The following is a 23,591-nucleotide window of genomic DNA, read 5'->3' on the forward strand; positions in this document are numbered from 1 at the left end:
CCTGCTAAAAACTGCTTATGCCCAGTGTCCCGGCACCCAGCGCCAGGCCGGACCGCGCGCGGCCCAATGCCCGGGAATCCAGCGATAACCCGTGCGTACCGGCTGCCAGTGGCCCGGCGCCCACGCATAACGGCCGCCCGCCCAGCGCCAATGACCCTGATCCCACACATAACCCGCACGCGGCGGAGGCGGCGGTTCGACACGCAGCGGCGGCGGCGCGGACGGCGCGATGATGACGGTTTGCGCATTCGCCGCCGGACTGTGGAACATCGCAATGGACCCGGCGAACAGCGGCGCGATCAGCGCGCCGAGCGCCAGAGACTTGAGCGTTCTCGTCATGTTGTTTTCCCGTCGATGATTGGTTGCGACAGGAACTTGAACGCAGCGCGGGTGCGCGATCCGTCGGTGAGACGCGCAGGAAGTTGTAACCAGGTTTTACGATGCCTTCAGGCGAATCCGTCGATGCCATCGACCAGACGTTGCGCCAGCCGTTCCTGCCGCAATTGTTCGGTCCACCAGCGCAGCGCGCGGCCTTCGTGATCGCCGCGCCACGCGACATAGAGCACGTTCGGCTCGCGCGGATCGGCGGTTTCTTTCTCGATGAGTTCCCCGCGCGCCAGCAACCCCGACACGCGATGCCTCGGCACCCAGCCGATCCCGAGCCCTTGCCGTTGCGCCAGAATCTTCGCGCGCATGCTCGGCACCGCGAGCGCGCTTTGTCCGCCGAGCACGCCATACGCGCGTCCCGCCGCCCGCGACGAATCTGCGACCACTACCGCGCGATGCGCCGCGATCTGCTCACGCGCCAGCGGCGTTTTTTCATTGGCAAGCGGATGCCGCGACGCCACCGCGAACACCCACTCCATCACGCCGAGTTCGAACCAGCGCAGGCCGGGAATCGCGGGCGGCTCGTTGGTCGCGCCGACGATCAGATCCGCGCGCCCGTCGCGCAGCGCTTCCCACGTGCCGGACAGCACTTCGTGCGTGATGCGCAGCGTGACGCCGGAGCCGAGCGCATCGAACGCCTGCACGACCGGCAGCAGCGTCTCGAATTCGAGGATTTCATCACACACGATCCACAAACGGTCTTCCCAACCACTGGCGATTTGCTTGACACGTTGCGCGAGACGGCCGACATCGAGCATGAGACGCGCGGCTTCGTCGGCGAGCAGATGACCGGCGGGCGTGAGTTGCAGGCGATAGCGGCGTCGGTCGAACAACAACGCGTCGAAGCGCGTTTCGAGTTGACGCGCGGCGTGCGAAACCGTGGATGGCGCCTTGCCGAGCCGCGCCGCCGCGCGCGAAAGGCTGCCCGTCGAACGGATGGCGTCGAGCAGGGCGAGTTCGTCCTCGGACAACATGTTCGGCTCCATCGAACGAGTTCGGTGGAGGGATGGTACGGCACGATGCGGATGCGGTCCATCGACATCGTGCCGCATCCTGAAAAAATCATCAGGATGACGACGCAATCAATCTCAATCGTACCGATACACCCCGCGCTTCGTCTTCCGCCCCAGCCGTCCCGCCGACACCAATTCCCGCAACAACGGACAAGCACGATATTTCGAATCGCCGAAGTCCTTCAAAAACACATCCATCACCGACAGACACACATCCAGCCCGATCAAATCCGCCAGCGCCAGCGGCCCGATCGGATGATTCGCGCCGAGCTTCATGCCCGCATCGATTTCCTCCGCGCTCGCCACGCCTTCGTACAGCACGAAGAACGCTTCGTTGATCATCGGCACGAGAATGCGGTTGACGACGAAACCCGGTGAATTGCGCACGCCAATCGGCGATTTATCCAGCTTCTCGGTCAGCGCGCGCACGGCGTCGAAGGTGGCGTCGCTCGTCTGCACGCCGCGAATGACTTCGACGAGTTGCAGCAGCGGCACCGGATTGAAGAAGTGCATGCCGATGAACCGTTCCGGCGCGGCCAGCGTCGCGCCGAGCGCGGTGATCGAAATGGACGACGTATTCGACGCAACGATGGCATCCGCGCGCGCCGCAGCTTCGATCTGCTTCAGGATGCGATGCTTAAGCTCGACGTTTTCCGTCGCCGCCTCGATCACGATATCGGCGGCGGACAGCCGCGCGTAATCCGTCGAAGTCTCGATGTTCGCGATGGCCGCATCGCGCACGGACGCCTGCAACTTGTCCTTCGACACGAGCCGCTCCAAACTGCCCGTGAGCGTGGCGACGCCTTTGGCGAGCGCGGCGTCGGTGACATCGATCATGATGACCTTGAACCCCGCGACGGCCGCCACCTGCGCGATGCCGTTGCCCATGGTGCCCGCCCCGACGATGCCGACGGTCTGAATGCTCATGCTGTGCTCCTCCAGTTCGTATTGCTGTTCGACAGATGGATAGAAAGATCGAAAAGTCGCTAATTGCCGCGAGTATTTCCGTCCTCGATTCTAACCAGCGCAAAAGTCCCGCACCGATTCGTGAACTCACGCGAGCTTCCGATTTTTCCTAAAGTTTGACCTACACTCGATTCATCGATGAGTCCGGCGCGGCCGGTTGTTAGAATCGCGCGCCACATGCGGATTATTCCGATATCCGGCATGTTTCGTAGGAACACGAAAGTTCGCGTTGGTGCCAGGTCCGGCGCGCGCATCGTTGCAGGAATCGCGGGAACATCCAACAAGGTTGCGTCGTCTGTTTCCAAGGACGCGCGCGACACCGTCTTGCCGCTCGCCGCGCAAGACGTTTTCGAAGTGAGAGCAGGTCAATGAGAATCGGCATTTCGATGGTCAGCTACGAAGGCCAAAGTATTTGGTCGAACGGGCTGGGCCAGAACATCGTCTTTCTGGCGGAACTGTTTCAGCGTCTGCCTTTCGTGGAATCGGTCGTGCTGATCGATGTCGGCGCGCTGCACGCTTTGCCGCAGGAAGTCGATGCCGCCGGCAAGCAGTTGCGCATCATCAGTCCGCGCGATGCCACCGACGCGGTGGATGTGGTCATCGAAATGGGCGGGGCGCTCGATGTGGGCTGGCTCGACCTGATGCGCGCGCGTGGCCGCAAGGTGGCGTATCACGTGTGCGGGCAACCGTATCTCGGGCTGACCGAATCCGCGGTGTTCGAGAAGGGCGGCAGCATGTCGCGCCCAGATCGCTGCGACGAAATCTGGCTGCTCTCGAAGGACGCGCCATCCGCGCCGCTCATGCGCACGCTGCATCGCTGCGACGTGTTCGAAGTGCCGTATATCTGGCATCCGCAGTTTCTGGACGCGCGCGTCAAGCATGTGGCGCAGCACGGGCATCGCTTCGGGTACCGCACGCGCGCGGAAGCGGGCACGCGGTCGTTTCGCGTGGGCATCTTCGAGCCGAACATCTCGGTGCAGAAGACCGCGAGCATTCCCATGCTGATCTGCGAGGAAGCGTATCGCGCCGACCGCGAGAGCGTGTCGATGATGGTCGCGCTCAACACTTTCCACATGAAGGATCATCCGACGCTGCTTTATCTGGCCAATTCGCTCGATCTCGTGAGGGATCATCGCGCGATGTTCGAAGGGCGGCATGACGTCGCCGCGTTCATGGCCATGCACGGCGATGCCATCGTCTCGCATCAATGGGCCAACGATCAGAATTACCTCTATCTCGATGCCTTGTACGGCGGCTATCCGCTGATCCACAATTCGCCGTGGCTCAAGGATGCGGGCTACTACTATCCCGACTTCGACGCGCAGGAAGGCGCGCGCCAGTTGTTGCGCGCGCTCGCCGAACACGACGCGAATCTCGATGCGTATCGCAGTCGCGCGGCGCAAGTGATCGAATCCGTGAATCCGTTCAACCCCGCCAATCTCGACGCCTACGCAGAACGCCTCATGCATCTCTGGAACCATCCCAATGCCAACGGGAGCGCGGCACGATGAGCTCCGTCAATCAAGGCAGCAAGAAGAACGCGTCGCGCCGTCTGCGTGTGGGTGTGACGGTGCACGTCCGCAGCGGCGGGCAGTCGATGTTCGAAAGCGGCATCGCGCAGAACGCGCTGTTCCTGATTCAACTGCTCGCGCGTTCGCCGCGCGTGGAAGCGGTCTATGTGGTCGCGAGCGGCACCGGCACGCGCGAGGACGCCAAGCGCTTCATGGCCGACGCGCCCGCGCCGATCATCGAGCCGGAAACGGCGCTCGGCCGGCTGGATGTCATCATCGAACTGCATGCGCAGTTGGGGCGCGAATGGGTCGTGAAGTTTCGCGAGCGTGGCGGGCGTATCGTCTCGCTGCGAGTGGGGAACGACTACGTGCTCGATATCGAACGCATGGTGTTCGGTCTGCCGCCAGCGGGTCTTGCCGCGCAAGTGCCGTACGACGAAGTGTGGACGATTCCCGAATACGAACGCTCCTGCGCGCCGTACTTTCGAACGATCGGGCGCGCGCCGGTGCGCATCGTGCCGCATATCTGGAGTCCGATGCTGCTGGAGCAGGACGCGAAGAACATTCCGCCGGAATTCAGCTTCGGCTACGAGCCGGGCAAGCCGCGCTGGACCATCGGTGTCTTCGAACCGAACGTCTCGATGGTGAAGACGAGCTACATTCCGTTGCTGAGTTGCGAAAGCGCGCATCGCGTGAATCCGGCTTTTATCGACGCCGTGCGCGTGTATGGCACGCAGAAGCTGCGGGATCAGCCGACCTTCGTCGAGTTCGCGAAAAGTCTCGATCTCGTGAAGCACAAGCTCGCGTCCTTCGAAGACCGCTTTCCGTTCGCGCAGATCGTGGCACGCGGCATCGATGCGATCATCAGTCATCAATGGGAAAACGCGCAGAATTATCTTTACTACGAAGCGTTGTATGGCGGTTATCCGCTCATCCATAACTCGGATTTGATCGGCGATTGCGGCTACCGCTATGACGGCTTCGACTGCGAGGATGGCGGCCGCGCGCTGCTGCGCGCGTTCAGCGAGCACGATGCAAACTTGTCCGCGTATCGTGCGACGGCGAACGCGTTCCTGCGCACGCTCGACCCGCTGTACGAGAACAACGTCCGCGCCTACTCCGACGCCATGGACGCGCTGTTCATCAAGCCTTGACTTGAACGCCCGACGCCGCGCGTCTCAACCGAATGCGGTGAGATCGCGCGGCGTCAGTCCATGTGCTTCGCAGTACGCGCGATAACGCGCCCAGCCGCTTCGCCAATCTTCCGCGGCCAAGATCTGACCGGCATCGTTCACGAACAAGAGTTCGCCCTGAATGATGTTCAGCGTCACGATGTCCTCCTCGCCGGGCGCGGCCGTCACCGCTTCGGGCGTGTGACTCGACCCCGCCGTTTCGTACACGATGCTCCCACGCTCCGCGATCCACTCATGCTCGCGATACTTCCATCGTCCCTGCACCGTGTAGACGATCACCGTGCCCGTATGCCGGTGACGCGGCATCTCGCCTTTCGCGGGCGCTTTCATCAGCGCGATGGTCTCGCCGCGAATGGGATCGAGCTTGAAGTATTTGACGAGCACGCGCTCGCTGTAGGGCGTGAAGGGAATCCACGGCAGGTCCGCGTCGTTCAGGCAGGCGGTCTGGATGTGTTCGAACAGCATGTCGGCTCCTTGATCAGCCGGACATTGTAGGCAACCAAACGAAGTCGGCGATTTCAGCCGAACGCGGCCTTATCTGCTATCGTCCACGCCATGCCAGCCATCATCGATGTATCCAACCTGTCCAAGACCTACGGGTCGGGCTTCCGCGCGCTCTCCAACATCAATCTGGAAATCCGGCGCGGCGAGATTTTCGCGTTGCTCGGGCCGAACGGCGCGGGCAAGACCACGCTCATCAGCACCATCTGCGGGATCGTCAATCCGAGCGAAGGGCGTATCACCGTCGCGGGTCACGATATCGTCACGGACTATCGCGCCGCGCGCGCCATGATCGGTCTCGTGCCGCAGGAACTCACCACCGACGCGTTCGAAACCGTCTGGGCCACGGTGTCCTTCAGCCGCGGTTTGTTCGGGCGCGGGAAGAATCCGGCGCACATCGAAAAGGTCTTGAAGGCGCTGTCGCTGTGGAACAAGAAGGACAACAAGATCATGACGCTCTCGGGCGGCATGAAGCGGCGCGTGCTGATCGCCAAGGCGCTCGCGCACGAGCCGGAGATTCTCTTTCTGGATGAACCCACCGCAGGCGTGGACGTGGAACTGCGCCGCGACATGTGGAACCTCGTGCGCGATCTGCGCGCCAACGGCACCACCATCATTCTCACGACGCATTACATCGAGGAAGCGGAGGAAATGGCCGACCGGATCGGTGTGATCAATGGCGGGGAGATCGTGCTGGTCGAGGAGAAAGCCGAACTCATGCGCAAGCTCGGGCAGAAGAAGCTCACGCTGCAACTCGAACACGCGCTCGATGCCGTGCCCGCGCCGCTTGCCGCCTACGGGCTCGCGCTGTCCAACGACGGCAACGAACTGACCTATACGTATGACTCGCACGACGAGCCGGGCCGCATCATCGCGCTCTTGCGCCATGTGGACGAAGCCGGCGTGCGCTTCAAGGACTTGCAGACGACGCAAAGCTCGCTGGAAGACATTTTCGTGAGTCTCGTCAGGGAGCCCAAATGAATTTACACGCAGTCCGCGCGATCTATCGCTTCGAAATGGCACGCGCCGGTCGCACGCTGATGCAGAGCATCGTGTCGCCGGTGATCTCTACGTCGCTCTACTTCGTCGTGTTCGGTGCGGCCATTGGCTCGCGCATTCCGGAGGTGGATGGCATCAGCTACGGCGCGTTCATCGTGCCGGGGCTCATCATGCTGTCGCTGCTCACGCAAAGTATCGCGAATGCTTCGTTCGGCATATATTTCCCCAAGTTCACCGGGACGATTTACGAATTGCTGTCAGCCCCGGTGTCGTACTTCGAACTGGCGCTGAGTTATGTCGGCGCGGCAGCGACCAAGTCCATCATTCTCGGGCTCATCATTCTGGCGACGGCGCGCTTGTTCGTGCCGCTCAGAATCGATCATCCGGTGATGATGATCGTGTTTTTGCTGCTGACATCGGTGACATTCAGCCTGCTGGGGTTCATCATCGGCATATGGGCGGACGGATTCGAAAAACTCCAGATCATTCCGCTCCTGATCGTCACGCCGCTCACGTTTCTTGGCGGCAGCTTTTACTCGATCAACATCCTGCCGCCGTTCTGGAAAGCCGTGGCGCTGCTCAATCCGGTGGTGTATCTGATCAGCGGTTTTCGCTGGAGCTTCTACGGCCTCGCCGATGTCCATGTCGGCGTGAGCCTCGGCATGACCGTGGTTTTTCTCGCGGTGTTCGTCGCGATCGTCGCGTGGATCTTCAAGACGGGTTACCGGCTCAAGACTTGACGGTCCGACGGCGTTTTTCAACCGAAACCGGCGCCTGAGAGCGCCGTCAGCACAAGAGGCGTTCTTCGGATGAAAACCTTGAAACGCACGAAACGGACTTTCTTCGGCGCATTCGCAGCCAGCTTTACAGGCGGTCCGAGCGCGTGGCGCGACCAGACCGCGCTACAGCCGCTTTCGTCCGATGCGGTCCGTCATACCGATGCCGGTTGGCGTCGCCGGCTTTCCTCCGAACAATTTCGCGTGTTGCGGCGCGGCGCGACCGAGCCGCCGTTCGCCAGCCCGTTGCTCAACGAGCGCAGAAGCGGCGTGTTCCAGTGCGCGGGGTGCGGCGCACCGCTGTTTTCATCGACGGCGAAGTTCGACAGCGGCACGGGCTGGCCGAGCTTCTTCAAGCCGATGGACGGCGCGGTGTCCACGCACGGCGCGGAAGATACCGGCAGGCCGGTGATCGAAGTGCATTGCCGTCGCTGCGGCGGCCATCTCGGCCATATTTTCGATGACGGTCCGAAACCGACCGGTCTGCGTTATTGCCTCAATGGCGCGGCGCTCGTCTTTCGACAGTCCGATTCCTGATCCTCATGAATACACCTGAATTTAGAATTGATCCCGCCAGCACGGCGCTCGTGCTGATTGATTTGCAGAAAGGCATCGCGGCGATGCCGGTGCAGGGCAACAGCGCGGCGTCCGTGCTGACGAATGCGCGCACGCTCATCGATGGCTTTCGCGCCGCCGGTGCGCCGGTGGTGTTCGTCAAGGTCGCGTTTCCGGTCGGCGCAAGCAGCCTCAAGCCCGTGACCGATGCGCCGCCGCCGTCCGCCGTATCCGCCGAGCCGCCCGGCTGGTCCGAGTTCTGCCCGCAACTGGGCGTGGAGGCGTCGGATATCGTCGTGCTCAAGCGGCAGTGGGGCGCGTTCTACGGCACCGATCTCGATCTGCAATTGCGTCGGCGCGGTATCAGCACGCTGGTGATGGCGGGCATCGCGACGTCCATCGGCGTGGATACGACCGCGCGCGGCGCGAACGAGCGCGGCTATCAGCAAGTGTTCGTCGAAGATGCCATGAGCGACCTTCACGCTGAGATGCACGCGGCGACGGTCCGCTATATCTTTCCGCGCATCGGCCGGGTGCGCACGACCGCGCAAGTATTGAGCGCGCTGAAATAGCGGCGCGCGTCGCCTATGCTTCAGGTGTTCCCAGCCTGGGCGAGGTGCGACGATGCCGGACAAACCGAAAGTTGCCATCGCCTGTCAGGGCGGCGGCAGTCACGCGGCCTTCGCGGCGGGCGTGTTGCAACGTCTGTTGAGCGACGAGTTTTTCGGGCGATTCGAACTCGTCGGATTGTCCGGCACGTCCGGCGGCGCGATGTGCAGCGCGCTCGCGTGGGCGGGTTTGCTGCTCGGCGGTCCGGCGGATGCCACGCGTCGCCTCGGCGCGTTCTGGCGTGATCTGGAAGCGCGCGAGCCGCCCGATATTGTCGCGAACGCGCTCGGTGTCTGGTACACGCGGCTGCCGGTGAACGCGGACATCAGCCCGTATCTCTATCCGCCGATTGCCGAAGACAAACTTCGCCAGTTGCTCGACAAGCATCTTCCATTTGCCGCGCTGCCTGCCGATCCGGCGCAGCGGGCGCATCCCACGTTGTTGATCGGCGCGACGGACGTGCGCTCCGGCGACCGGCTGATTTTCGCGGGCGAGCATCTCACACAGGATCAACTGGTGGCGTCCGCTGCCGTGCCGCCGCTGTATCGCGCGGTGGAGGCGAGCGGGCATCTGTGCTGGGATGGCTTGTTCAGCAGCAATCCGCCCGTGCGCGAATTCACCGATTTCGATCTCGCCATGCGGCCCGATGAAATCTGGGTCGTGCAGATCAATCCGCAGCGTCGCCATGAGATACCTGAGTCGGCGAACGAGATCATCGACCGGCGCAATGAACTGTCTGGCAATCTTGCGCTTGGTCAGGAGCTTTACTTCGCGACGCGCATCAACGCGCTGCTTCAACAGGACCCGACGCTGGCGCAACGCTATAAGTCCATCAAACTGCGCGTGGTGCAGATGCATCTCGAAGCGCGGGATTATCCAGGGACGCTCGATTACGCGTCCAAGTTCGACCGCAATCCCGCGCTGATTCACGCGTTACTGCGCAAGGGACGCGAGCGCGCGGAATGGTTTTTCGATGCCCGTTCCGACTGGCCGCGCGATGGCACCGCGCCGCATCGGACCGTGTATGCGACACGGCCTTTGAGTGTGTATCGGCAGCGATAATCATCGATTTATTGTTTCTCGGCATACGCCGCGCGCTTCTGACATTTCGGATAACGACATAATATCCGGACGCCGTTCGATAGCGCATAATCCACGAAGAATCTTCCTGGAACGAACGAGCTAGACAAGATGAAAACGAGAGGACTCAAAGGCGTTCTGATGCTGACTTTGGCCTTGGCGAGCCACGGCGCAATCGCACAGCAAAACGGGAAAGCGCGCGCGTCGCCCATAGAAGGCGCGATGCTCGTGCAGGTGATCGGCGAAGTTCGTTCCGTCGATGCAGACGCTCATCGCGTGACCGTTGCCGATGCGCAGGGACACGTCATGCAGATGAACGTCGGTCAGGAAGTCCGCGATCTCGACAAGTTGCCGATCGGCACGCGCATCAAGAGCACCGTGCTTCAGCCCGTGATGCTCACGCCCGTCAAGTCCGCGCCGCCCCAGGCGATGATTCCCGGCGACCGGCAATTCGTGGTGCGCGTGGCGAGTGTGGATGGCGCGGCAGGCGTCGTCATGCTCAAGGACGCCGACGATCTGCCGATCGAAGTGCGCACGCAAGATCCGCGCGCCGCCACAGCGCTTGCGCCGGGTGCTTCTGTCGAAGTCAAGCTGGTGAAGAAGTCACCGGTCGCGAAGTAGCGGCTTTTGGGCAATCAAAGTTAGGACGGATCGTGTGGTGTCGAGGCAGGGCAATCCGTTAAGGTCATATCACTCGTCGACGAATCCCCGTTCGGCGGCGAGGGGTGTCCGTGCATCCCCCTGTGCGGTCATCGCGCTTTTCCCCGAGCGCAGGACGCGCGGCTTTCGAGGCGCGCGTCCACTTCGCTCGACGCTTGCGTTCAGGTGGCGACCAGTCGTACGCGGGTGATCTCGGAAGGCGCGCCGAGTCGTTTCGGTGGCCCCCAGTAACCTGTGCCACGGCTCGTATAGACCCAAAGCCCGTTGAACTTCACGAGCCCCGAGACAAACGGTTGCTGAAGGCGCACGAAGAAATTCCACGGCAGGAATTGTCCGCCGTGCGTGTGGCCGGAAAGCTGAAGCGTGAAACCGGCATCCGCTGCGGCGGGTGCGCTGCGTGGTTGATGAGCGAGCAGCACGCGAACGGTGGCATCGGCGGGTGCGCCGCTGATCGCCTTGGCGGGATCGCTGCGTTGTTCGGGATCGAAGCTGCCCGCGCTGTAATCCGTCACGCCCGCAATCACGGCCTGCGCGCCGTCGTGGTTCAACACCACGTGTTGATTGAGCAATACCGTCAGCCCGAGCCGGCGGAATTCCGCGATCCACTTGTCCGCGCCCGAGTAATACTCGTGATTGCCCGTGACGAGAAACGCGCCATGCCGCGCGCTCAGGCCCGACAGCGGACGCGTGTGATCGGCCAGATGCGGCACGGAGCCATCCACTACATCGCCGGTCACGGCAATCACATCGGCTTGCAATCCATTCACCGCCGCGACAATGCGCTCGACGTAGTGTCGCTTGATGGTCGGGCCGACATGAATATCGCTGATCTGCACGATGGTGAAGCCGTTCAGCGCGGCGGGCAAATTGGCGATGGGTACATCCACGCTAACCACCGGCGCACGCCGCCGCGCATTGTAGAACCCGATGGCCGATAGCAGCACCGCGAGCAACGGCACCGCCAGCGCGCTCGATGCCACCAGTCTCGGCGACCCGACCGGCCTATGCTGCGCCCAGTCCGTCACATGCACGACGAGCAGCATCAGATCACGCGCGAAGGTCAGCAGCAGTAGCGAGGAGAACAAGCCAAGCGCAGTCAGTCCAAACCACGCGAGACGGTCCGAAAGCGGTTGTTGCTCGATGTTGCGCGCCGACATGCCCAGCGGAATCAGCACGACCGACGCGGCCAATAACACCGCCGCGAACACTTTCCACGGCAGGGCGACCGGTGCGTCCGGAATGAGCCGCATGCCGACGTAGATGTGAAACAAAACCCCGATGCCGATGAAGCGAATAAAGAACGCGGAACGTCGCATGGCGGCCTTGAAAGAGAGGGATGTGCGGCGCGTAGAAGGCGGATTGCGCCTGCGGTTGGTATCGACGAATTCTACCGGTTAGTGCACGGGCGCGCTTTTGGCGGAACGGTCGGCGGATACTTGGTAGTGCGAATGTGAGCGCTTTCGACATCGCCAAAGAATGTAATCGGGCGGAACCCTCGCGCCTGCGAGAGTCCAACCTTTTTGTCCCGTTAAAATCTCCCCCGCGCGGCTGCACGATGCACGCCGGCGAAAGCTTTCAACAGCAAGGTTCCACCATGACCCAGTCCCGCCTCACCGAAATCGCCGATCTCGCCGACGACGCCCCCGCGTTGCGCGCGATCCGCCACGACATCCACAGCCATCCCGAACTCTCGTACGAGGAGACGCGCACCGCCGCGCTGGTCGCCGAGCGGCTCGAAGAATGGGGCTGGACGGTGACGCGCGGAGTCGGCGGAACGGGCGTGGTCGGCACGCTGCGCGCGGGCACGGGAACGAAAAGCATCGGCCTGCGCGCCGACATGGACGCGCTGCCGATCCTCGAACAAACCGGCAAGCCCTACGCCAGCCAGACGCCCGGCAAGATGCACGCATGCGGCCACGACGGCCACACCACCATGCTGCTCGGCGCGGCGCGTCATCTCGCGCGCACGCGCAATTTCAGCGGCATGGTGCATCTGTACTTTCAGCCGGCCGAGGAGCACGGCGTGCCGAGCGGCGCGCAACACATGATCGAGGAAGGGCTGTTCGAACGCTTTCATTGCGATGCCGTGTTCGGCGTCCACAATCATCCGGGCGCGCAGCCGGGCACGTTCCTGTTCCGGCGCGGCCCGTTCATGGCGGCGGGCGATCAGGTGTCCATCGCGATCGAAGGCGTGGGTGGCCATGCGGCGCGTCCGCATCTGAGTGTCGATCCGGTGGTGGTGGCGGCGAGCGTCGTGATGGCGTTGCAGACCATCGTCGCGCGCAATGTCGATCCCGCGCAGCCCGCCGTCGTCACCGTCGGCTCGATGCACGCGGGCACGGTCAACAACGTCATCCCGAATCGCGCGACGCTGGAATTGTCGGTGCGCTCGTTCAGCCCGCAAGTGCGCGAGTTGCTCAAGCGCCGCATCACTGAACTGGTGGAAGCGCAAGCCGCGAGCTATGGCGCGAGCGCGACGGTCAAGTATCAGGAAGGCTATCCGGTCGTCGTGAATTCGGATGCGGAAACGGAATTCGCCACACAAGTCGCGCGCGAGTTGGTCGGCGAGGACAACGTCGTCGCGCATACGGATTTGCTGATGGGCAGCGAGGACTTCGCGTTCATGCTGCAGAAGCGGCCGGGCACGTTCCTGCGCATCGGCAATGGTGCGGGCGAAGATGGCTGCATGGTCCATAACCCGCATTACGATTTCAACGACAAGAACTTGCCGATTGGTGCGGCGTTCTGGGCGCGCCTGGTGGAGCGTTATCTCGCGGCTTAAAAGAAAAATGCGCATGCCGAACAAGACATGCGCATTTCTCAGGAGCCATCGAACCTCAGGCAGGCAAGCGGAAACTCCCGATCGCCTCGCGCAATGCATCCACCTGATCCTTCAGCGAATGCGCGGCGGCGGCAGCTTCTTCGACCAGCGCCGCGTTCTGCTGCGTGACCTGATCCATCTCGACCACCGCGCGATTCACCTGTTCGATACCCGCGCTCTGCTCGCTCGACGCGTGGCTGATCTCGTCCAGAATCTCGTTCACGCGCCGCACCGATTGCACGATCTCGCTCATCGTCGTGCCCGCGTTCGACACGAGCGACGCGCCTTCCTGCACGGTATGCGTCGATGTCTCGATCAGCGCCTTGATTTCCTTCGCCGCCGTGGCCGAGCGCTGCGCGAGGCTGCGCACTTCCGCCGCGACGACCGCGAATCCGCGTCCCTGTTCGCCTGCGCGCGCCGCTTCCACGGCCGCGTTCAGCGCCAGAATGTTCGTCTGGAAGGCAATGCCGTCGATCACGCCGATGATGTCGCCAATCTGCCGCGAGCTTTCGGTGATGCGCGTCATCGTGTCGATCACGTCGCCGACCACGCCGCTGCCGCGCGTCGCGACATCCGCCGCCTGGCTTGCGAGGCGCGCGGCCTGGGCTGCGCTGTCCGCGTTGCTTTTCACGTTGGCGGTCATCTCGTCCATGCTCGATGCGGTTTGGACCAGCGCCGCCGCCTGTTCCTCGGTGCGCTGCGACAGATCCGTGTTGCCCGCCGCAATTTCCGATGCACCCACGTTGATGTTCTCGGTGCCGTTGCGCACGCGTCCGACCGTTTCGACCAGACCGCGCTGCATGGTCGAGAGCGCGTGAAGCAGGCTTGTCGTGTCGCCGGGACGCACGTCGACCGTCGCCGTCAGATCGCCGTTCGCGATGCGATGCGCCGCGCGCACCGCCAGTTCCAGCTCGCCGCCCAGATGCCGCTTGATACTGCGCAACACGACGAGCATCGCCGCCGTCGCGACCGCACCGAGCATGGTGGTGATCGCAAGCCAGCGCAACGCGCTGGCCCAGAACGCGCTCTGCACATCGTCCATGTACATGCCGGTGACGAGATACCAGTCCCACGGCGCGAATTTCTGCGAATAGGAGAGCTTCGCGACCGGCGCATCGCTGCCCGGCTTCGACCAGAGATAGCTGATGAAACCGCCGCCCGGCTGATCGCCCGCCTTGACGATATCGACGAACAAGCGATTGCCCGCCGGGTCGGTATAGCCTGACAAATCCTGCCCGTTCATCTTGGGCTTGATCGGATGCATCACCATGGTCGGATGCGAATCGTTGATGGACAGATAGCCGTCCTTGCCATAGCGGATCGCGCCGATCACCTCCAGCGCCTGCTTCTTGGCTTCGTCCTGCGAGAGCGTCTTGTTGTCCGCGAGCGCCGCGTAGTGCGTGGTGATCGCGTACGCCTCGCCGACCAGCGTCTTCAGTTGTTCCTTGCGATCCTCGATCATCGACGCGCGGTTTTGCCACGCGCCGATGATGCCAATCGCGATCAGGCCGATCCAAAGCACGGCGATCAGCGAGCCGAGCTTCCTGTTCAACGTCATTCCGTTCATGTCGTGTTGCCGTCGTGTGGTCGTGGTGTTTTTGTTGACACGCGGCAATGAGTCGCCGCCGTATGCCCGAATTACGGCAAACGGCATGACGAATGAAGGGCGATGCGGGAAAACCCGAAGATTCAGGTGCGGTGAATCGGATCTTTATCCGGCGGCGCGTCGGGATGCTGCGGTTCGTCCGGGCGATGTCCCGGCGAAGGCGGCGTAAGCGGATCGGCTTCCGGATCGCGATTCGGGTCCGCGATGGGGTCCGGCACGGGACTGGTCTGCATCTCGAAGTTCATGATCTGACCTTGCTTGAATGTTGAGCCATCATCTGATGCTAGACCGTATCGTGTTCGGCGGGCATGTGCAGCGTGAACGGCCGTCCCGGATGCGCGCGGCGTGCGTCGGACAACTCGGCGCGGGCGCGTTCGATGATCGCGGCGCTGCCCGTGTCGCGCGGATGTTCGTCGAGCACGATATGCGGCGTCCCGAGCGCGCGCGCCTGCGCGACGGGCGAGGGCGGCGCGGCATCGTCGGAGAGGAGAAGACGGGCGTCGGCGATCAGGCGCGGCAACGTGCGCGGCATGACCGCGCCCGCCAGAAAGAGCGCGGCGGTTTGCATCGCGCCGAGCACGCCTGCGGTGCGTTCGGGATCGGGTGCGTCGCCGACGATCGCGATCTGCCAGCCATCGGCGGCGAGCGCGTCGGCGACATCGGCGTAACACTCGGGCGACCAGGCGGGCGCTGGCTTGTGGCTGCCGGGATGGATCAACACCAGCCGCTCCCGCTCGATGCCGTGGAAAGCGACAAGTTCGTCGTAGTTGTCGTCGCGCGGTGCGGAGGGCGCGTCCGGAATCAGCGCGGACGTCAGTTCATCGGTCAGGTAAGACAGGGAAATGGGTCGCATCGTGGTTCCTGCGCGTGGCGTGACCTTGGGCGGTTTCCGCCAGAACGGCGGCACGGACGTAGGGGCAAGCAGCCGGCGTGCCCGCATCACCATGTGGTGATGGTCGGGCCGGATGCCGCATCGCCATTGAACTGGAGAAGCGATGCACTCGTCAAGGTCGCGGAACGAGAGAAGAATTCGATACGCAAAATGAAAAAACCGCCGGCTTTCGAGGGCCGGCGGTTTTTTCGGTGGGGTCGAAGGTCAGGCGTCTTCGCCCGCAGGCAGCGTCTTCGGCGTGAAGGCTTCGGCGCGGCGGCGGATGTCATCGACTTCGCCGGTGGTGAACGTGCGGTTGTCCGCTGCCAGCACTTCCTGATACGACGCGCCTTCCGGCACATGATGCAGCAGCGCGCGCAGTTCGCCCTGCGTGGTTTGCTCGACCGGTTCGTAAGCATGCAGGCCGAGCGAGAGTTCGGCGCGCTCGTGCAAGAGGAACAGGCAGGACGCGAACACCGCGACGCCCATCACTTCCTGCACGCCGAAACGGAATTCGTGAGGCACCGCCGAAAACGGCAGCCACGCGATGACCATCGCGCCCGCCAGCGCCAGCGCGATGGTCACGTTGAGCAGCAAGCCCGCGCGCGAGACCATGCGCGCGCGCTCGGCGTCGAGCTGGCTCGCGGTCTTCGGCACGAGGGCGGTGTGGGACTGTTGACGGCGAAGTTCGTGGAACGGGAGAGCGGCCATGGAAGTGTTCGTCGAGACCATCGGTAAGCGCCAAAGCGGCGCGACACCGGTAATAACGCATGGCTTACAAGATCGTTGACGGCACTTTCGTCTTGTTTCTTCTTGTTGCTTCGGTTGCGTCCTGTTGCATTTGGGCTGATATTCAGCGCGCCTTTACCGGCGTGCGGATGGTCGCGGTGCCGTCCGCGATCTGCTGGGCGAACACGAGCGCCTCCACGATGGTCCCGAACACTTCGGCGCGTATCTTCTCGTCGGTCAGCCGCATCAGATACGAAGGGTGGTACGTCGGCACGATCACGCGCCCCTTGTGCTCGATGGTCTTGCCCAGATACTCCGACAGCGCCGTGCGATGCCCCGTCAACGCCTTGAGCGCGGACGCCCCGAGCGCCACGACCACTTTCGGCGCGATCCGCGTCATCTCTTCTTCCAGCCAGTAACGGCAGGCTTCGCGCTCGCGCTGCGTGGGCGTGCTATGCAGGCGTTCGTCGTCCTGGCCGCGCGTTTCCCACTTGAAGTGCTTCACCGCGTTGGTCAGATAGAACGATGCGCGATCCAGCCCGGCATCGGCGAACACTTCGTCCAGCAATTGCCCCGATGGCCCGATGAACGGTTTCCCTTCGCGGTCCTCCTGATCGCCGGGCTGCTCGCCGACGATCATCACGCGCGCATCGGCGGGACCGGTGCCGGCCACGGCCTGCGTCGCGTTGCGCCAGAGCGAACAGCGTCTGCACGCATCGAGCGAAGGCGGTTCCTTGAGCGAAGTGCCCTTGAGCGGTTCCAGATCCGTGTTGATGGGCACTTCCATGTCCGACGGCACGTTGCGCGGATGGCGGTCGCGCCGCGCATACGGGTCCGCGCGCGAGATCAGCGTCGGATCGACACGCCCGTCCGGCGGGCTTTTCCAGTAACGCACGCGCATGTGCGACGCCATTTCCGCCGCGTTTTCCAGCGCGTCCGTGAAAGTGCTTTCGTAATAGGCGAGCCACAGCGCCTCGATGGCGTCGCCGCTCACCGCCTCGCCGTTCATGCCGCCCGCGCTCTCGCCGAAGTCGGCGGGCTTTTCTTCCGGCTCGCTGGTGCGGTCCACGCGCAAGAGCGCGCCGTCCCAGAAGGCCGCGCCGTGCGGCGTGGCGATCATCCACGTGGCGTTGCCCATGCGCCGGGCGAAGTGCATGGCGGCGTGCTCCAGCAGGTCATGCACCGGTTCGCACCAACTGATGAACTCGGGCGGTCCGAGCGACGAATCGCGATGCCTGAAGCGCAGCACGCGCTGCATGTCGCGCTCCTCGGCCTCGACGATTTCGATCATCCGATGCAGGCGGCGCCCATCCTCGTCCTCCGTCGATGCCACCGCGCGGTCGCCCTGCGTCCAGCGCCACAGCGCCTTGTAGAGAAACGGCCAGCGGTCCGGCGCGCGAAAGCACGCGGCCGTTTCCAGCATGGTGAGGAATTCGCGCGCGATTTTCGGCGGCGCGGGCGCGGCCGGGGCGGCCGGGTCGGGTGGCGTTGGTTCGACCCGGCCGAACACCGTCGCCGATGCGCCCGATTCCATCCACGCCACCTCCTGCGGATGGACGTTTTCCAAGAGCAGCGAGCGCGCGGCGGCACGCCAGGCGGCAAAGGACGGATCGAGGACGATGCTTTTCATCAGCGGGCACGGGCGAGGGCAAGGGCGTAAAAGTACTGTATATCCATACAGTGATTTTAGCGATCCTCGCTGCTTTGAGGCAACCTTTTAACGATGGTCGCGCCCTTTGACGCCGCCCGCTCCGCAGTGAGGGCCGAGTCAATCCGTTTCGTCTTTTCAATAGTGGTATAGCGCTTGCTGAAAACGAGCATCGAGGCATCGCGGGTTGCATCGCCTAGAACAAGACCAAAACGGAGTTGCCATGCTTGCCATCGTCATCCCTGCTCATAACGAAGCCGATCACATTGCCGCGTGCGTCGCGGCGGCGCGGCGCGCGGCGGACCATCATCAACTGCTGGGCGAGCACACGCGCGTGATCGTCGTGGCCGACAGTTGCACCGACGACACCGCCGCGATTGCCCGCGTGCTCGGCGCGGATGTGATGAACATCGACGCGCGCAACGTCGGCGTGGCTCGCGCGCACGGTGCGCAACGGGCTTTGGCGCTCGGCGCGCGCTGGCTCGCCTTTACTGACGCCGACAGCGTGGTCGCCGACGACTGGCTCACGCGTCAGCTCGACTGCTGCGCCGACGCGGTGTGCGGCGTGATCGGCGTGCACGACTGGTCGCCGCATATCGGCGCGGTGCGCGAGCACTTCGGCCGTATTTATGTCGATGCGGATGGGCATCGGCATATTCATGGAGCGAATCTGGGCGTGTCGGCGCGGGCGTATTTGGAGGCGGGCGGGTTTCCGCCGCTGGAAACCAGCGAGGATGTTGCGCTTGTCGATGCGCTTGTTCGTATTGGGGCGCGGATTGAGTGGAGCGCTGCGCCGAGGGTGGTGACGAGTGCGCGCACTGACTTTCGCGCCAAGAAGGGGTTTGGTGCGACGTTGATGGATATGAGTCGGCGTTATTTGGTTGTGGAGTCGCCTGAGGCGGGGGATGAGGCGGCGATTGCGGCGTGAGGGTTGGGGTGTTGTCTTTATGTCGTGCAAAGGGCTTCTGTTGGTGGTGTTTTTATTGCAGTAGCCGCCTCCCCGGCGGGGGGGTAACTTTCTTTGCTGCTGCAAAGAAAGTCACCAAAGAAAGCAGCTTTTTACCCCATGCACGCTGGCTGGAAAGGGTTGGTCTGGATTAACGGATGCAGTGGCCGCAATAGGACTTGCCACGCATAACGAGTCGCTTAGGCAACCTGGCGATTGCGCGCTTGAGTAATCAACGCTTAGTGGATCGCGCTCATTCATTCGGCCATGCGCTGCGCGCGCCGAGACAGTAAGAACGGAATCCCGCAGCCTATCAGCGCCCAGCCACCTCACACCTCCCCACAAGATTGCTATTCGGTCCTACCTTGGTTAGTGCTCCGACTAAAAGATGACTTGCGTTGGTGTGTGCGCTTTGCCCAGAAGCGCTTACCAAGGTAGGGCCGAATAACGACATAACGGCGAGGTGTGAGGTGGCTGGGCGCTGATGCGCTGCGGGATTCCGTTCTAAAGTTCTCGGCGCGCGAAGCGCATGGCCGAAAGAATGATCGCGGACCACTAAGGCTTAAGGATTCGAGCGCGAAATCGCTAGGTTGCCAATACGCTTAACCAAACGGGGGACGTCCTAACGCGGCCACTGTATCGTTAATCCAGACCAACCCTCTCCAGCCATCGTGCATGGGGTAAAAAGCTGCTTTCTTTGGTGACTTTCTTTGCAGCAGCAAAGAAAGTTACCCCCCCGCCGGGGAGGCGGCTACTGCAGAAAAAGCCCAAAAAAGAGCAGCGCTTTGCACGAAAGAACAACATCGAAACACGCTCACTCAACCTGCAAATCCCCCGGCAAATCCACATCCCTTAGCACATTAGGATCCTCGACCTCAACCAAAAACGCCGTCTGCAACGCAAACAACGCACGCGCCCCCGCATCACCATCAAGCGCAGCAAGACTCTCGCGATGCGTCATGCCAAACCCCGCCGGATGCCCCCGCTTACCGCGATAAGAAGGCGCCACAAGCCCCTGCCCGCCATCGAGCGCACGCGCCACCGCTTCGATACTCGACGGCTCGATCCACGGCATGTCCCCGAGCGCCACCAGCCAGCCATCCGCTTCGGAAGTAGCCCGCACGGCAGCGGCGAGCGTCGCGCCCATACCGCGTTCGGCATCCACGCTGAAGATGACCTTGCAGCCCGCTTCGTTCAACACATCCGCGAGTTTTTCGGCACCGGGCCGCACGATGGCCACCACCTCCGTCGCCACCGCGAGCAACCGTCGCGCAGACTGAAACACGACCGGCACGCCATTGGGCAACGGCGCAAGCAACTTGTTATGGATACCGGAAGGATCGAAGCGAGTGCCAAGACCCGCCGCCAGCAAAATGCCGGTCGCGCTGGACGAATAGGTCATCGCGGGCTCGTCGGGAAAGAAAGCTGGATTGTGCAGCGCGTCGGAGGGCGCGGCAAGCGCAAAAAAACTGCTTGCCGCGCCTGAGGTCAGTCGACAAACATCACACCATCGTCTGCGGCAGGACTTTATCGAGCGTGATCGGCAAATCGCGCACGCGCACGCCGGTTGCGTGGTACACCGCATTGCCGAGCGCGCCCGACACGCCCGTGATCCCGATCTCGCCGATGCCCCGCGCCCCGTGCCCGCCGATCTGCGGGTCCGGCTCGCCGACGAACGAGATATCCAGCATGCCGATGTCCGCATTTACCGGCACGTGATACTCCGCGAGATTGGCGTTGGTATAGCGCCCGTAACGCGGATCGAGTTCGGTCTTCTCGAACAGCGCCGAACCCACGCCCCACACGATGCCGCCCATCAACTGACTGTGCGCGGTCTTCTCGTTGAGCAATGTTCCGACGTCATACACGCCGACGATGCGCGGCACGCGGATGATTCCAAGATCCGCATCGACGTGAACCTCCGCGAACACCGCGCCGAACGAGTGAAACGCGTACTGCTTCTTTTCATCGCCGGGGCGCGCGGTGGCGACGGCCTCGATCGCCTTGCCGCCGTTTCTCGCGATGACAGCAGCCGCCGGATCGCGCTTGTCCGGCTGCGACAGACTCACGACCCAGCCGCTCGCGACGGTCACATCCTCGCGCGGCAATCCGGCGAGCGGCGAGCCGTTGTCCGCGAGCGCCATCGCAATCAACTGATCGCGCGCCTGCAACGACGCCATGCGCACCGCAGGCGACACGCTCGCCGCCGATTGTGATCCGCCCGACACCGGCGCTTTCGGCAGCGACGAATCGCCAAGCGCGAAGCGCACGTAATCGGGCGGGAAGCCGAGCGCTTCGGCGGCGACCTGCGTCATCACCGTGTAAGTGCCGGTGCCCAGATCCTGCGTGCCGGAAGCGACCATCGCCGTGCCATCGGGCAAGATGCGCGCGATCGCCGAGGCTTCGCTCCGGTTCGCCGGATACGTCGCCGTCGCCATGCCCCAGCCGATCAGCGTGTTGCCCTCGCGCATGGAACGCGGCGCGGGATTGCGCCGCGCCCAGCCGAACTTCTCCGCGCCGCGCTCGTAACATGACTTAAGCGCCTTCTCCGACCACGGCTTTTTCTCCTGCGGTTCCATCTCCGCATAGTTCTTCAGGCGAAACGCGAGCGGGTCCATGCGCAGTTGATAAGCCATTTCGTCGATGGCCGTCTCCAGCGCGAAACATCCGCTCGTCTCGCCGGGCGCGCGCATGAAGGTCGGCGTGCCGATATCGAGCTTGACGAGCTTGTGCGTCGTCGCCTGATTCGGCACGGCGTACAGCATGCGCGTGACGATGGCCGAGCTTTCGGTCCAGTCCTCGAAGGTCGAAGTCGTCGCGATCACATCGTGCCGCATGCCGGTCATGATGCCGTCGTCGCGCGCGCTCACCTGAATGCGCTGCTCCGTGTAAGGCCGATGCCCGACCATGCCGAACATCTGCGGACGTTCGAGCACGAGCTTCACGGGCCGGCCGGTCTGCTTCGAGGCCATCGCCGCCAGCACGACATGCGACCATACCGAACCCTTGCAGCCGAAGCCGCCGCCGACGAACGGGCAGATCACGCGCACGTTGTTGTCGGGAATGCCGAAGAATTTCGCGACCGCGCTGCGTGCGCCGGAGACGCCTTGTGTCGCGTCGTAGAGCGTGAGGTTGGGGCCGTCCCAGCGAGCGAGCGTCGCGTGCGGTTCCATCGGATTGTGATGCTCGTAAGGCGTCGTGTAGACCGCGTCGAGGCGCGTCGGACCTTGGCGCAGACCGGCCGCGACATCGCCGCGTTGCGTGGTGATGGGGCGTCCCATCATCTTTTCAGGTTGATACGCCTGCGACCGCGCGCGCGTGTAATCCGTGTTCGGCGCGAGCGCGGCTTCATAGCGAATGGCGACGAAACGCGCCGCGCCTTGCGCATGCTCCAGCGTATCCGCGACGACGACCGCGACCGGCTCGTTGCTATAACGCACCGTGTCGGTTTGCAGCAGCGTGAGCTTGCGCACGGCGGGCGGTTGCGCATCCGGCACGCCGCCGTTGGGCAGTTGCATGGCGTTTTCGTGCGTCATCACGAGCAACACGCCGGGCATGGCGCGCGCCGCACTCGTATCGATCGATGCAATCCGCCCGCTCGCCACCGTGCTCGTGACCAACACCGCATGCGCGAGCTTGGCGTCCGAGTTGTCGGCGGAATAGCGCGCCTGACCGGTGACTTTGAGGATGCCGTCGGTACGGTCATAGGGTTTTCCGATCTCGCTCATGCGACACCTCCGGCCTGTTGAACCGCACGCACGATGGCCCGCTGCGCCAGCGCGATCTTGAACGCGTTGTCGCGCTGCGCTTGCGCGCCCTGCACGGCGAGCGCAGCGGCGCTTTGCAGCGTCGTCCGGTCGATGCGCTTACCGATAAGCGCCCGTTCCGTCGCGTTCGCGCGCCACGGCTTATGCGCCACGCCGCCCAGCGCGATGCGCGCATCCTTCACGGTATCGCCATCCATTTGCAAGGCGGCCGCGACCGATACCAGCGCGAACGCGTAACTCGCGCGGTCCCGCACCTTCAGATACTTCGAATGCTGCGCGAAAACCGGCGGCGGCAGATCGACCGCCGTGATGAGTTCGCCGGGCATGAGCGTCGTATCCAGTTCGGGATGATCGCCCGGCAGACGATGAAACGCCGCGAACGGAATGGTCCGCTCGCCTTGCGGGCCGGTCACGCGCACCACGGCATCGAGCGCGGCGAGCGCCACGTTCATGTCGGACGGGTTCGTCGCGATGCATTGGCTGCTCGCGCCCAAAATCGCATGCATGCGCGTGTTGCCGCCGATGGCCGCGCATCCGCTGCCTGGCGTGCGCTTGTTGCATTGAGGAAAGCCGGGGTCGTAGAAGTACGAGCATCGCGTGCGCTGCATGAGGTTGCCGCCGACCGTCGCCATGTTGCGCAACTGCGCCGATGCACCCGCGAGCAAGGCCTGCGACAGCAGCGGATAACGCTCGCGCACCCACGCGTGATTCGCGGCATCGCTGTTGCGCACGAGCGCGCCGATGCGCAGCCCGCCATCCGGCGTCGCGCTGATGCCGTTCAACGCGTCGATATGCGTGATGTCGATGAGCTTCATCGGCCGCATCACGCCGCCTTTCATGAGGTCGATCAGGTTCGTGCCGCCGCCGATGAACATCGCGCCCGGCTGATCGATGGCGTTGATCGCCGCGCCGATATCGGTCGCGCGCTGGTAGGAAATCGCATCCATGATCGT

Annotated in this window: 23 protein-coding genes; 10 read left to right on the forward strand and 13 right to left on the reverse strand. The window is 63.4% G+C overall.

What is annotated here, in order from left to right; all coding sequences use genetic code 11:
• Positions 1–15: 15 nt before the first annotated feature.
• From ACZCWR_RS17535 to ACZCWR_RS17545, 3 genes are all read right to left on the reverse strand, one after another.
• Positions 16–270 (reverse strand): YXWGXW repeat-containing protein, encoded by a 255-nt coding sequence (locus ACZCWR_RS17535; protein ID WP_487304729.1) that lies wholly within the window; start codon positions 268–270, stop codon positions 16–18.
• Positions 271–446: 176 nt separating this feature from the next.
• The gene (locus ACZCWR_RS17540) at positions 447–1,361 is read right to left on the reverse strand and encodes a LysR family transcriptional regulator (protein WP_487304257.1); all 915 of its coding nucleotides are present in this window, start codon (positions 1,359–1,361) and stop codon (positions 447–449) included.
• Between the two features lie 114 nt (positions 1,362–1,475).
• Positions 1,476–2,342 carry a 3-hydroxybutyryl-CoA dehydrogenase gene (locus ACZCWR_RS17545; RefSeq protein WP_487304730.1) on the reverse strand — a complete coding sequence of 289 codons (867 nt, stop codon included), beginning with the start codon at positions 2,340–2,342 and terminating at the stop codon, positions 1,476–1,478.
• A gap of 392 nt (positions 2,343–2,734) precedes the next feature.
• On the opposite strand from ACZCWR_RS17545, the gene ACZCWR_RS17550 reads away from it, so the two are divergent.
• Positions 2,735–3,877, forward strand: a complete 1,143-nt coding sequence (locus ACZCWR_RS17550) for a DUF2827 domain-containing protein (protein ID WP_487304258.1) — start codon at positions 2,735–2,737, stop codon at positions 3,875–3,877.
• Positions 3,874–5,031: a DUF2827 domain-containing protein gene (locus tag ACZCWR_RS17555; protein ID WP_487304259.1), complete on the forward strand. Its 1,158-nt coding sequence runs from the start codon at positions 3,874–3,876 to the stop codon at positions 5,029–5,031. The genes ACZCWR_RS17550 and ACZCWR_RS17555 overlap by 4 nt, the downstream gene beginning before the upstream one ends.
• 24 nt (positions 5,032–5,055) lie before the next feature.
• On the opposite strand, the gene ACZCWR_RS17560 is transcribed toward ACZCWR_RS17555, so the two are convergent.
• Positions 5,056–5,535: a 2,4'-dihydroxyacetophenone dioxygenase family protein gene (locus ACZCWR_RS17560; protein ID WP_487304260.1), complete on the reverse strand. Its 480-nt coding sequence runs from the start codon at positions 5,533–5,535 to the stop codon at positions 5,056–5,058.
• A gap of 90 nt (positions 5,536–5,625) precedes the next feature.
• On the opposite strand from ACZCWR_RS17560, the gene ACZCWR_RS17565 reads away from it, so the two are divergent.
• The 6 genes from ACZCWR_RS17565 (at position 5,626) to ACZCWR_RS17590 (ending at position 10,211) form a co-directional block, all read left to right on the forward strand.
• Positions 5,626–6,552 carry an ABC transporter ATP-binding protein gene (locus ACZCWR_RS17565; protein WP_487304261.1) on the forward strand — a complete coding sequence of 309 codons (927 nt, stop codon included), beginning with the start codon at positions 5,626–5,628 and terminating at the stop codon, positions 6,550–6,552.
• Positions 6,549–7,310: an ABC transporter permease gene (locus ACZCWR_RS17570; protein ID WP_487304262.1), complete on the forward strand. Its 762-nt coding sequence runs from the start codon at positions 6,549–6,551 to the stop codon at positions 7,308–7,310. Before ACZCWR_RS17565 ends, ACZCWR_RS17570 begins: the two co-directional genes overlap by 4 nt.
• A 69-nt stretch (positions 7,311–7,379) precedes the next feature.
• The gene (gene msrB / locus ACZCWR_RS17575) at positions 7,380–7,883 is read left to right on the forward strand and encodes a peptide-methionine (R)-S-oxide reductase MsrB (protein WP_487304263.1); all 504 of its coding nucleotides are present in this window, start codon (positions 7,380–7,382) and stop codon (positions 7,881–7,883) included.
• 5 nt (positions 7,884–7,888) lie between these two features.
• Positions 7,889–8,473, forward strand: a complete 585-nt coding sequence (locus ACZCWR_RS17580) for a hydrolase (protein ID WP_487304264.1) — start codon at positions 7,889–7,891, stop codon at positions 8,471–8,473.
• A gap of 52 nt (positions 8,474–8,525) precedes the next feature.
• The gene (locus ACZCWR_RS17585) at positions 8,526–9,572 is read left to right on the forward strand and encodes a patatin-like phospholipase family protein (RefSeq protein ID WP_487304265.1); all 1,047 of its coding nucleotides are present in this window, start codon (positions 8,526–8,528) and stop codon (positions 9,570–9,572) included.
• A 129-nt stretch (positions 9,573–9,701) separates the two neighbouring features.
• The gene (locus ACZCWR_RS17590) at positions 9,702–10,211 is read left to right on the forward strand and encodes a hypothetical protein (protein WP_487304266.1); all 510 of its coding nucleotides are present in this window, start codon (positions 9,702–9,704) and stop codon (positions 10,209–10,211) included.
• 200 nt (positions 10,212–10,411) lie between these two features.
• On the opposite strand, the gene ACZCWR_RS17595 is transcribed toward ACZCWR_RS17590, so the two are convergent.
• Entirely contained in the window at positions 10,412–11,566 is a 1,155-nt protein-coding gene (locus ACZCWR_RS17595; RefSeq protein ID WP_487304267.1) for a metallophosphoesterase, read from the reverse strand.
• A 278-nt stretch (positions 11,567–11,844) separates the two neighbouring features.
• Between ACZCWR_RS17595 and ACZCWR_RS17600 the strand changes: the two genes are divergently transcribed.
• Positions 11,845–13,032 carry a M20 aminoacylase family protein gene (locus tag ACZCWR_RS17600; RefSeq protein ID WP_487304268.1) on the forward strand — a complete coding sequence of 396 codons (1,188 nt, stop codon included), beginning with the start codon at positions 11,845–11,847 and terminating at the stop codon, positions 13,030–13,032.
• Between the two features lie 55 nt (positions 13,033–13,087).
• Here the strand turns inward: ACZCWR_RS17600 and ACZCWR_RS17605 are convergent, their stop codons facing one another.
• From ACZCWR_RS17605 to ACZCWR_RS17625, 5 genes are all read right to left on the reverse strand, one after another.
• Positions 13,088–14,629, reverse strand: a complete 1,542-nt coding sequence (locus ACZCWR_RS17605) for a methyl-accepting chemotaxis protein (protein ID WP_487304731.1) — start codon at positions 14,627–14,629, stop codon at positions 13,088–13,090.
• 131 nt (positions 14,630–14,760) lie between these two features.
• Positions 14,761–14,922, reverse strand: a complete 162-nt coding sequence (locus tag ACZCWR_RS17610) for a hypothetical protein (protein WP_487304269.1) — start codon at positions 14,920–14,922, stop codon at positions 14,761–14,763.
• A 38-nt stretch (positions 14,923–14,960) separates the two neighbouring features.
• Complete coding sequence (locus tag ACZCWR_RS17615) at positions 14,961–15,530, reverse strand: glycosyltransferase family 9 protein (protein WP_487304270.1); 570 nt, start codon at positions 15,528–15,530, stop codon at positions 14,961–14,963.
• Positions 15,531–15,773: 243 nt separating this feature from the next.
• Positions 15,774–16,259, reverse strand: coding sequence for a hypothetical protein (locus ACZCWR_RS17620; protein ID WP_487304271.1), 486 nt, complete (start codon positions 16,257–16,259; stop codon positions 15,774–15,776).
• Positions 16,260–16,401: 142 nt separating this feature from the next.
• Positions 16,402–17,907, reverse strand: a complete 1,506-nt coding sequence (locus ACZCWR_RS17625) for a UdgX family uracil-DNA binding protein (RefSeq protein WP_487304272.1) — start codon at positions 17,905–17,907, stop codon at positions 16,402–16,404.
• A 241-nt stretch (positions 17,908–18,148) separates the two neighbouring features.
• Here ACZCWR_RS17625 and ACZCWR_RS17630 point away from each other — a divergent pair, with 241 nt between their 5' ends.
• Positions 18,149–18,853 carry a glycosyltransferase family 2 protein gene (locus tag ACZCWR_RS17630; protein WP_487304273.1) on the forward strand — a complete coding sequence of 235 codons (705 nt, stop codon included), beginning with the start codon at positions 18,149–18,151 and terminating at the stop codon, positions 18,851–18,853.
• Between the two features lie 832 nt (positions 18,854–19,685).
• Here the strand turns inward: ACZCWR_RS17630 and ACZCWR_RS17635 are convergent.
• The 3 genes from ACZCWR_RS17635 to ACZCWR_RS17645 form a co-directional block, all read right to left on the reverse strand.
• A complete protein-coding gene (locus tag ACZCWR_RS17635; protein WP_487304274.1) occupies positions 19,686–20,273 on the reverse strand; it encodes a nucleotidyltransferase family protein in 588 nt (195 codons plus the stop codon).
• 100 nt (positions 20,274–20,373) lie between these two features.
• A complete protein-coding gene (locus ACZCWR_RS17640; protein WP_487304275.1) occupies positions 20,374–22,599 on the reverse strand; it encodes a xanthine dehydrogenase family protein molybdopterin-binding subunit in 2,226 nt (741 codons plus the stop codon).
• Complete coding sequence (locus ACZCWR_RS17645; RefSeq protein WP_487304276.1) at positions 22,596–23,585, reverse strand: FAD binding domain-containing protein; 990 nt, start codon at positions 23,583–23,585, stop codon at positions 22,596–22,598. Before ACZCWR_RS17645 ends, ACZCWR_RS17640 begins: the two co-directional genes overlap by 4 nt.
• Positions 23,586–23,591 lie beyond the last annotated feature (6 nt).

Source organism: Caballeronia sp. A2-2 (assembly GCF_057612605.2).

Coding starts and splice junctions, on each gene's coding strand:
- ACZCWR_RS17630 (WP_487304273.1), top strand. CDS start 18,149: ATGCTTGCCATCGTCATCCCTGCTCATAACGAAGCCGATCACATTGCC.
- ACZCWR_RS17580 (WP_487304264.1), top strand. CDS start 7,889: ATGAATACACCTGAATTTAGAATTGATCCCGCCAGCACGGCGCTCGTG.
- ACZCWR_RS17605 (WP_487304731.1), bottom strand. CDS start 14,629: ATGACGTTGAACAGGAAGCTCGGCTCGCTGATCGCCGTGCTTTGGATC.
- ACZCWR_RS17590 (WP_487304266.1), top strand. CDS start 9,702: ATGAAAACGAGAGGACTCAAAGGCGTTCTGATGCTGACTTTGGCCTTG.
- ACZCWR_RS17640 (WP_487304275.1), bottom strand. CDS start 22,599: ATGAGCGAGATCGGAAAACCCTATGACCGTACCGACGGCATCCTCAAA.
- ACZCWR_RS17555 (WP_487304259.1), top strand. CDS start 3,874: ATGAGCTCCGTCAATCAAGGCAGCAAGAAGAACGCGTCGCGCCGTCTG.
- ACZCWR_RS17635 (WP_487304274.1), bottom strand. CDS start 20,273: ATGACCTATTCGTCCAGCGCGACCGGCATTTTGCTGGCGGCGGGTCTT.
- ACZCWR_RS17645 (WP_487304276.1), bottom strand. CDS start 23,585: ATGGATGCGATTTCCTACCAGCGCGCGACCGATATCGGCGCGGCGATC.
- ACZCWR_RS17535 (WP_487304729.1), bottom strand. CDS start 270: ATGTTCCACAGTCCGGCGGCGAATGCGCAAACCGTCATCATCGCGCCG.
- msrB (WP_487304263.1), top strand. CDS start 7,380: ATGAAAACCTTGAAACGCACGAAACGGACTTTCTTCGGCGCATTCGCA.
- ACZCWR_RS17595 (WP_487304267.1), bottom strand. CDS start 11,566: ATGCGACGTTCCGCGTTCTTTATTCGCTTCATCGGCATCGGGGTTTTG.
- ACZCWR_RS17560 (WP_487304260.1), bottom strand. CDS start 5,535: ATGCTGTTCGAACACATCCAGACCGCCTGCCTGAACGACGCGGACCTG.
- ACZCWR_RS17565 (WP_487304261.1), top strand. CDS start 5,626: ATGCCAGCCATCATCGATGTATCCAACCTGTCCAAGACCTACGGGTCG.
- ACZCWR_RS17620 (WP_487304271.1), bottom strand. CDS start 16,259: ATGGCCGCTCTCCCGTTCCACGAACTTCGCCGTCAACAGTCCCACACC.
- ACZCWR_RS17550 (WP_487304258.1), top strand. CDS start 2,735: ATGAGAATCGGCATTTCGATGGTCAGCTACGAAGGCCAAAGTATTTGG.
- ACZCWR_RS17615 (WP_487304270.1), bottom strand. CDS start 15,530: ATGCGACCCATTTCCCTGTCTTACCTGACCGATGAACTGACGTCCGCG.
- ACZCWR_RS17625 (WP_487304272.1), bottom strand. CDS start 17,907: ATGAAAAGCATCGTCCTCGATCCGTCCTTTGCCGCCTGGCGTGCCGCC.
- ACZCWR_RS17610 (WP_487304269.1), bottom strand. CDS start 14,922: ATGAACTTCGAGATGCAGACCAGTCCCGTGCCGGACCCCATCGCGGAC.
- ACZCWR_RS17600 (WP_487304268.1), top strand. CDS start 11,845: ATGACCCAGTCCCGCCTCACCGAAATCGCCGATCTCGCCGACGACGCC.
- ACZCWR_RS17570 (WP_487304262.1), top strand. CDS start 6,549: ATGAATTTACACGCAGTCCGCGCGATCTATCGCTTCGAAATGGCACGC.
- ACZCWR_RS17585 (WP_487304265.1), top strand. CDS start 8,526: ATGCCGGACAAACCGAAAGTTGCCATCGCCTGTCAGGGCGGCGGCAGT.
- ACZCWR_RS17540 (WP_487304257.1), bottom strand. CDS start 1,361: ATGTTGTCCGAGGACGAACTCGCCCTGCTCGACGCCATCCGTTCGACG.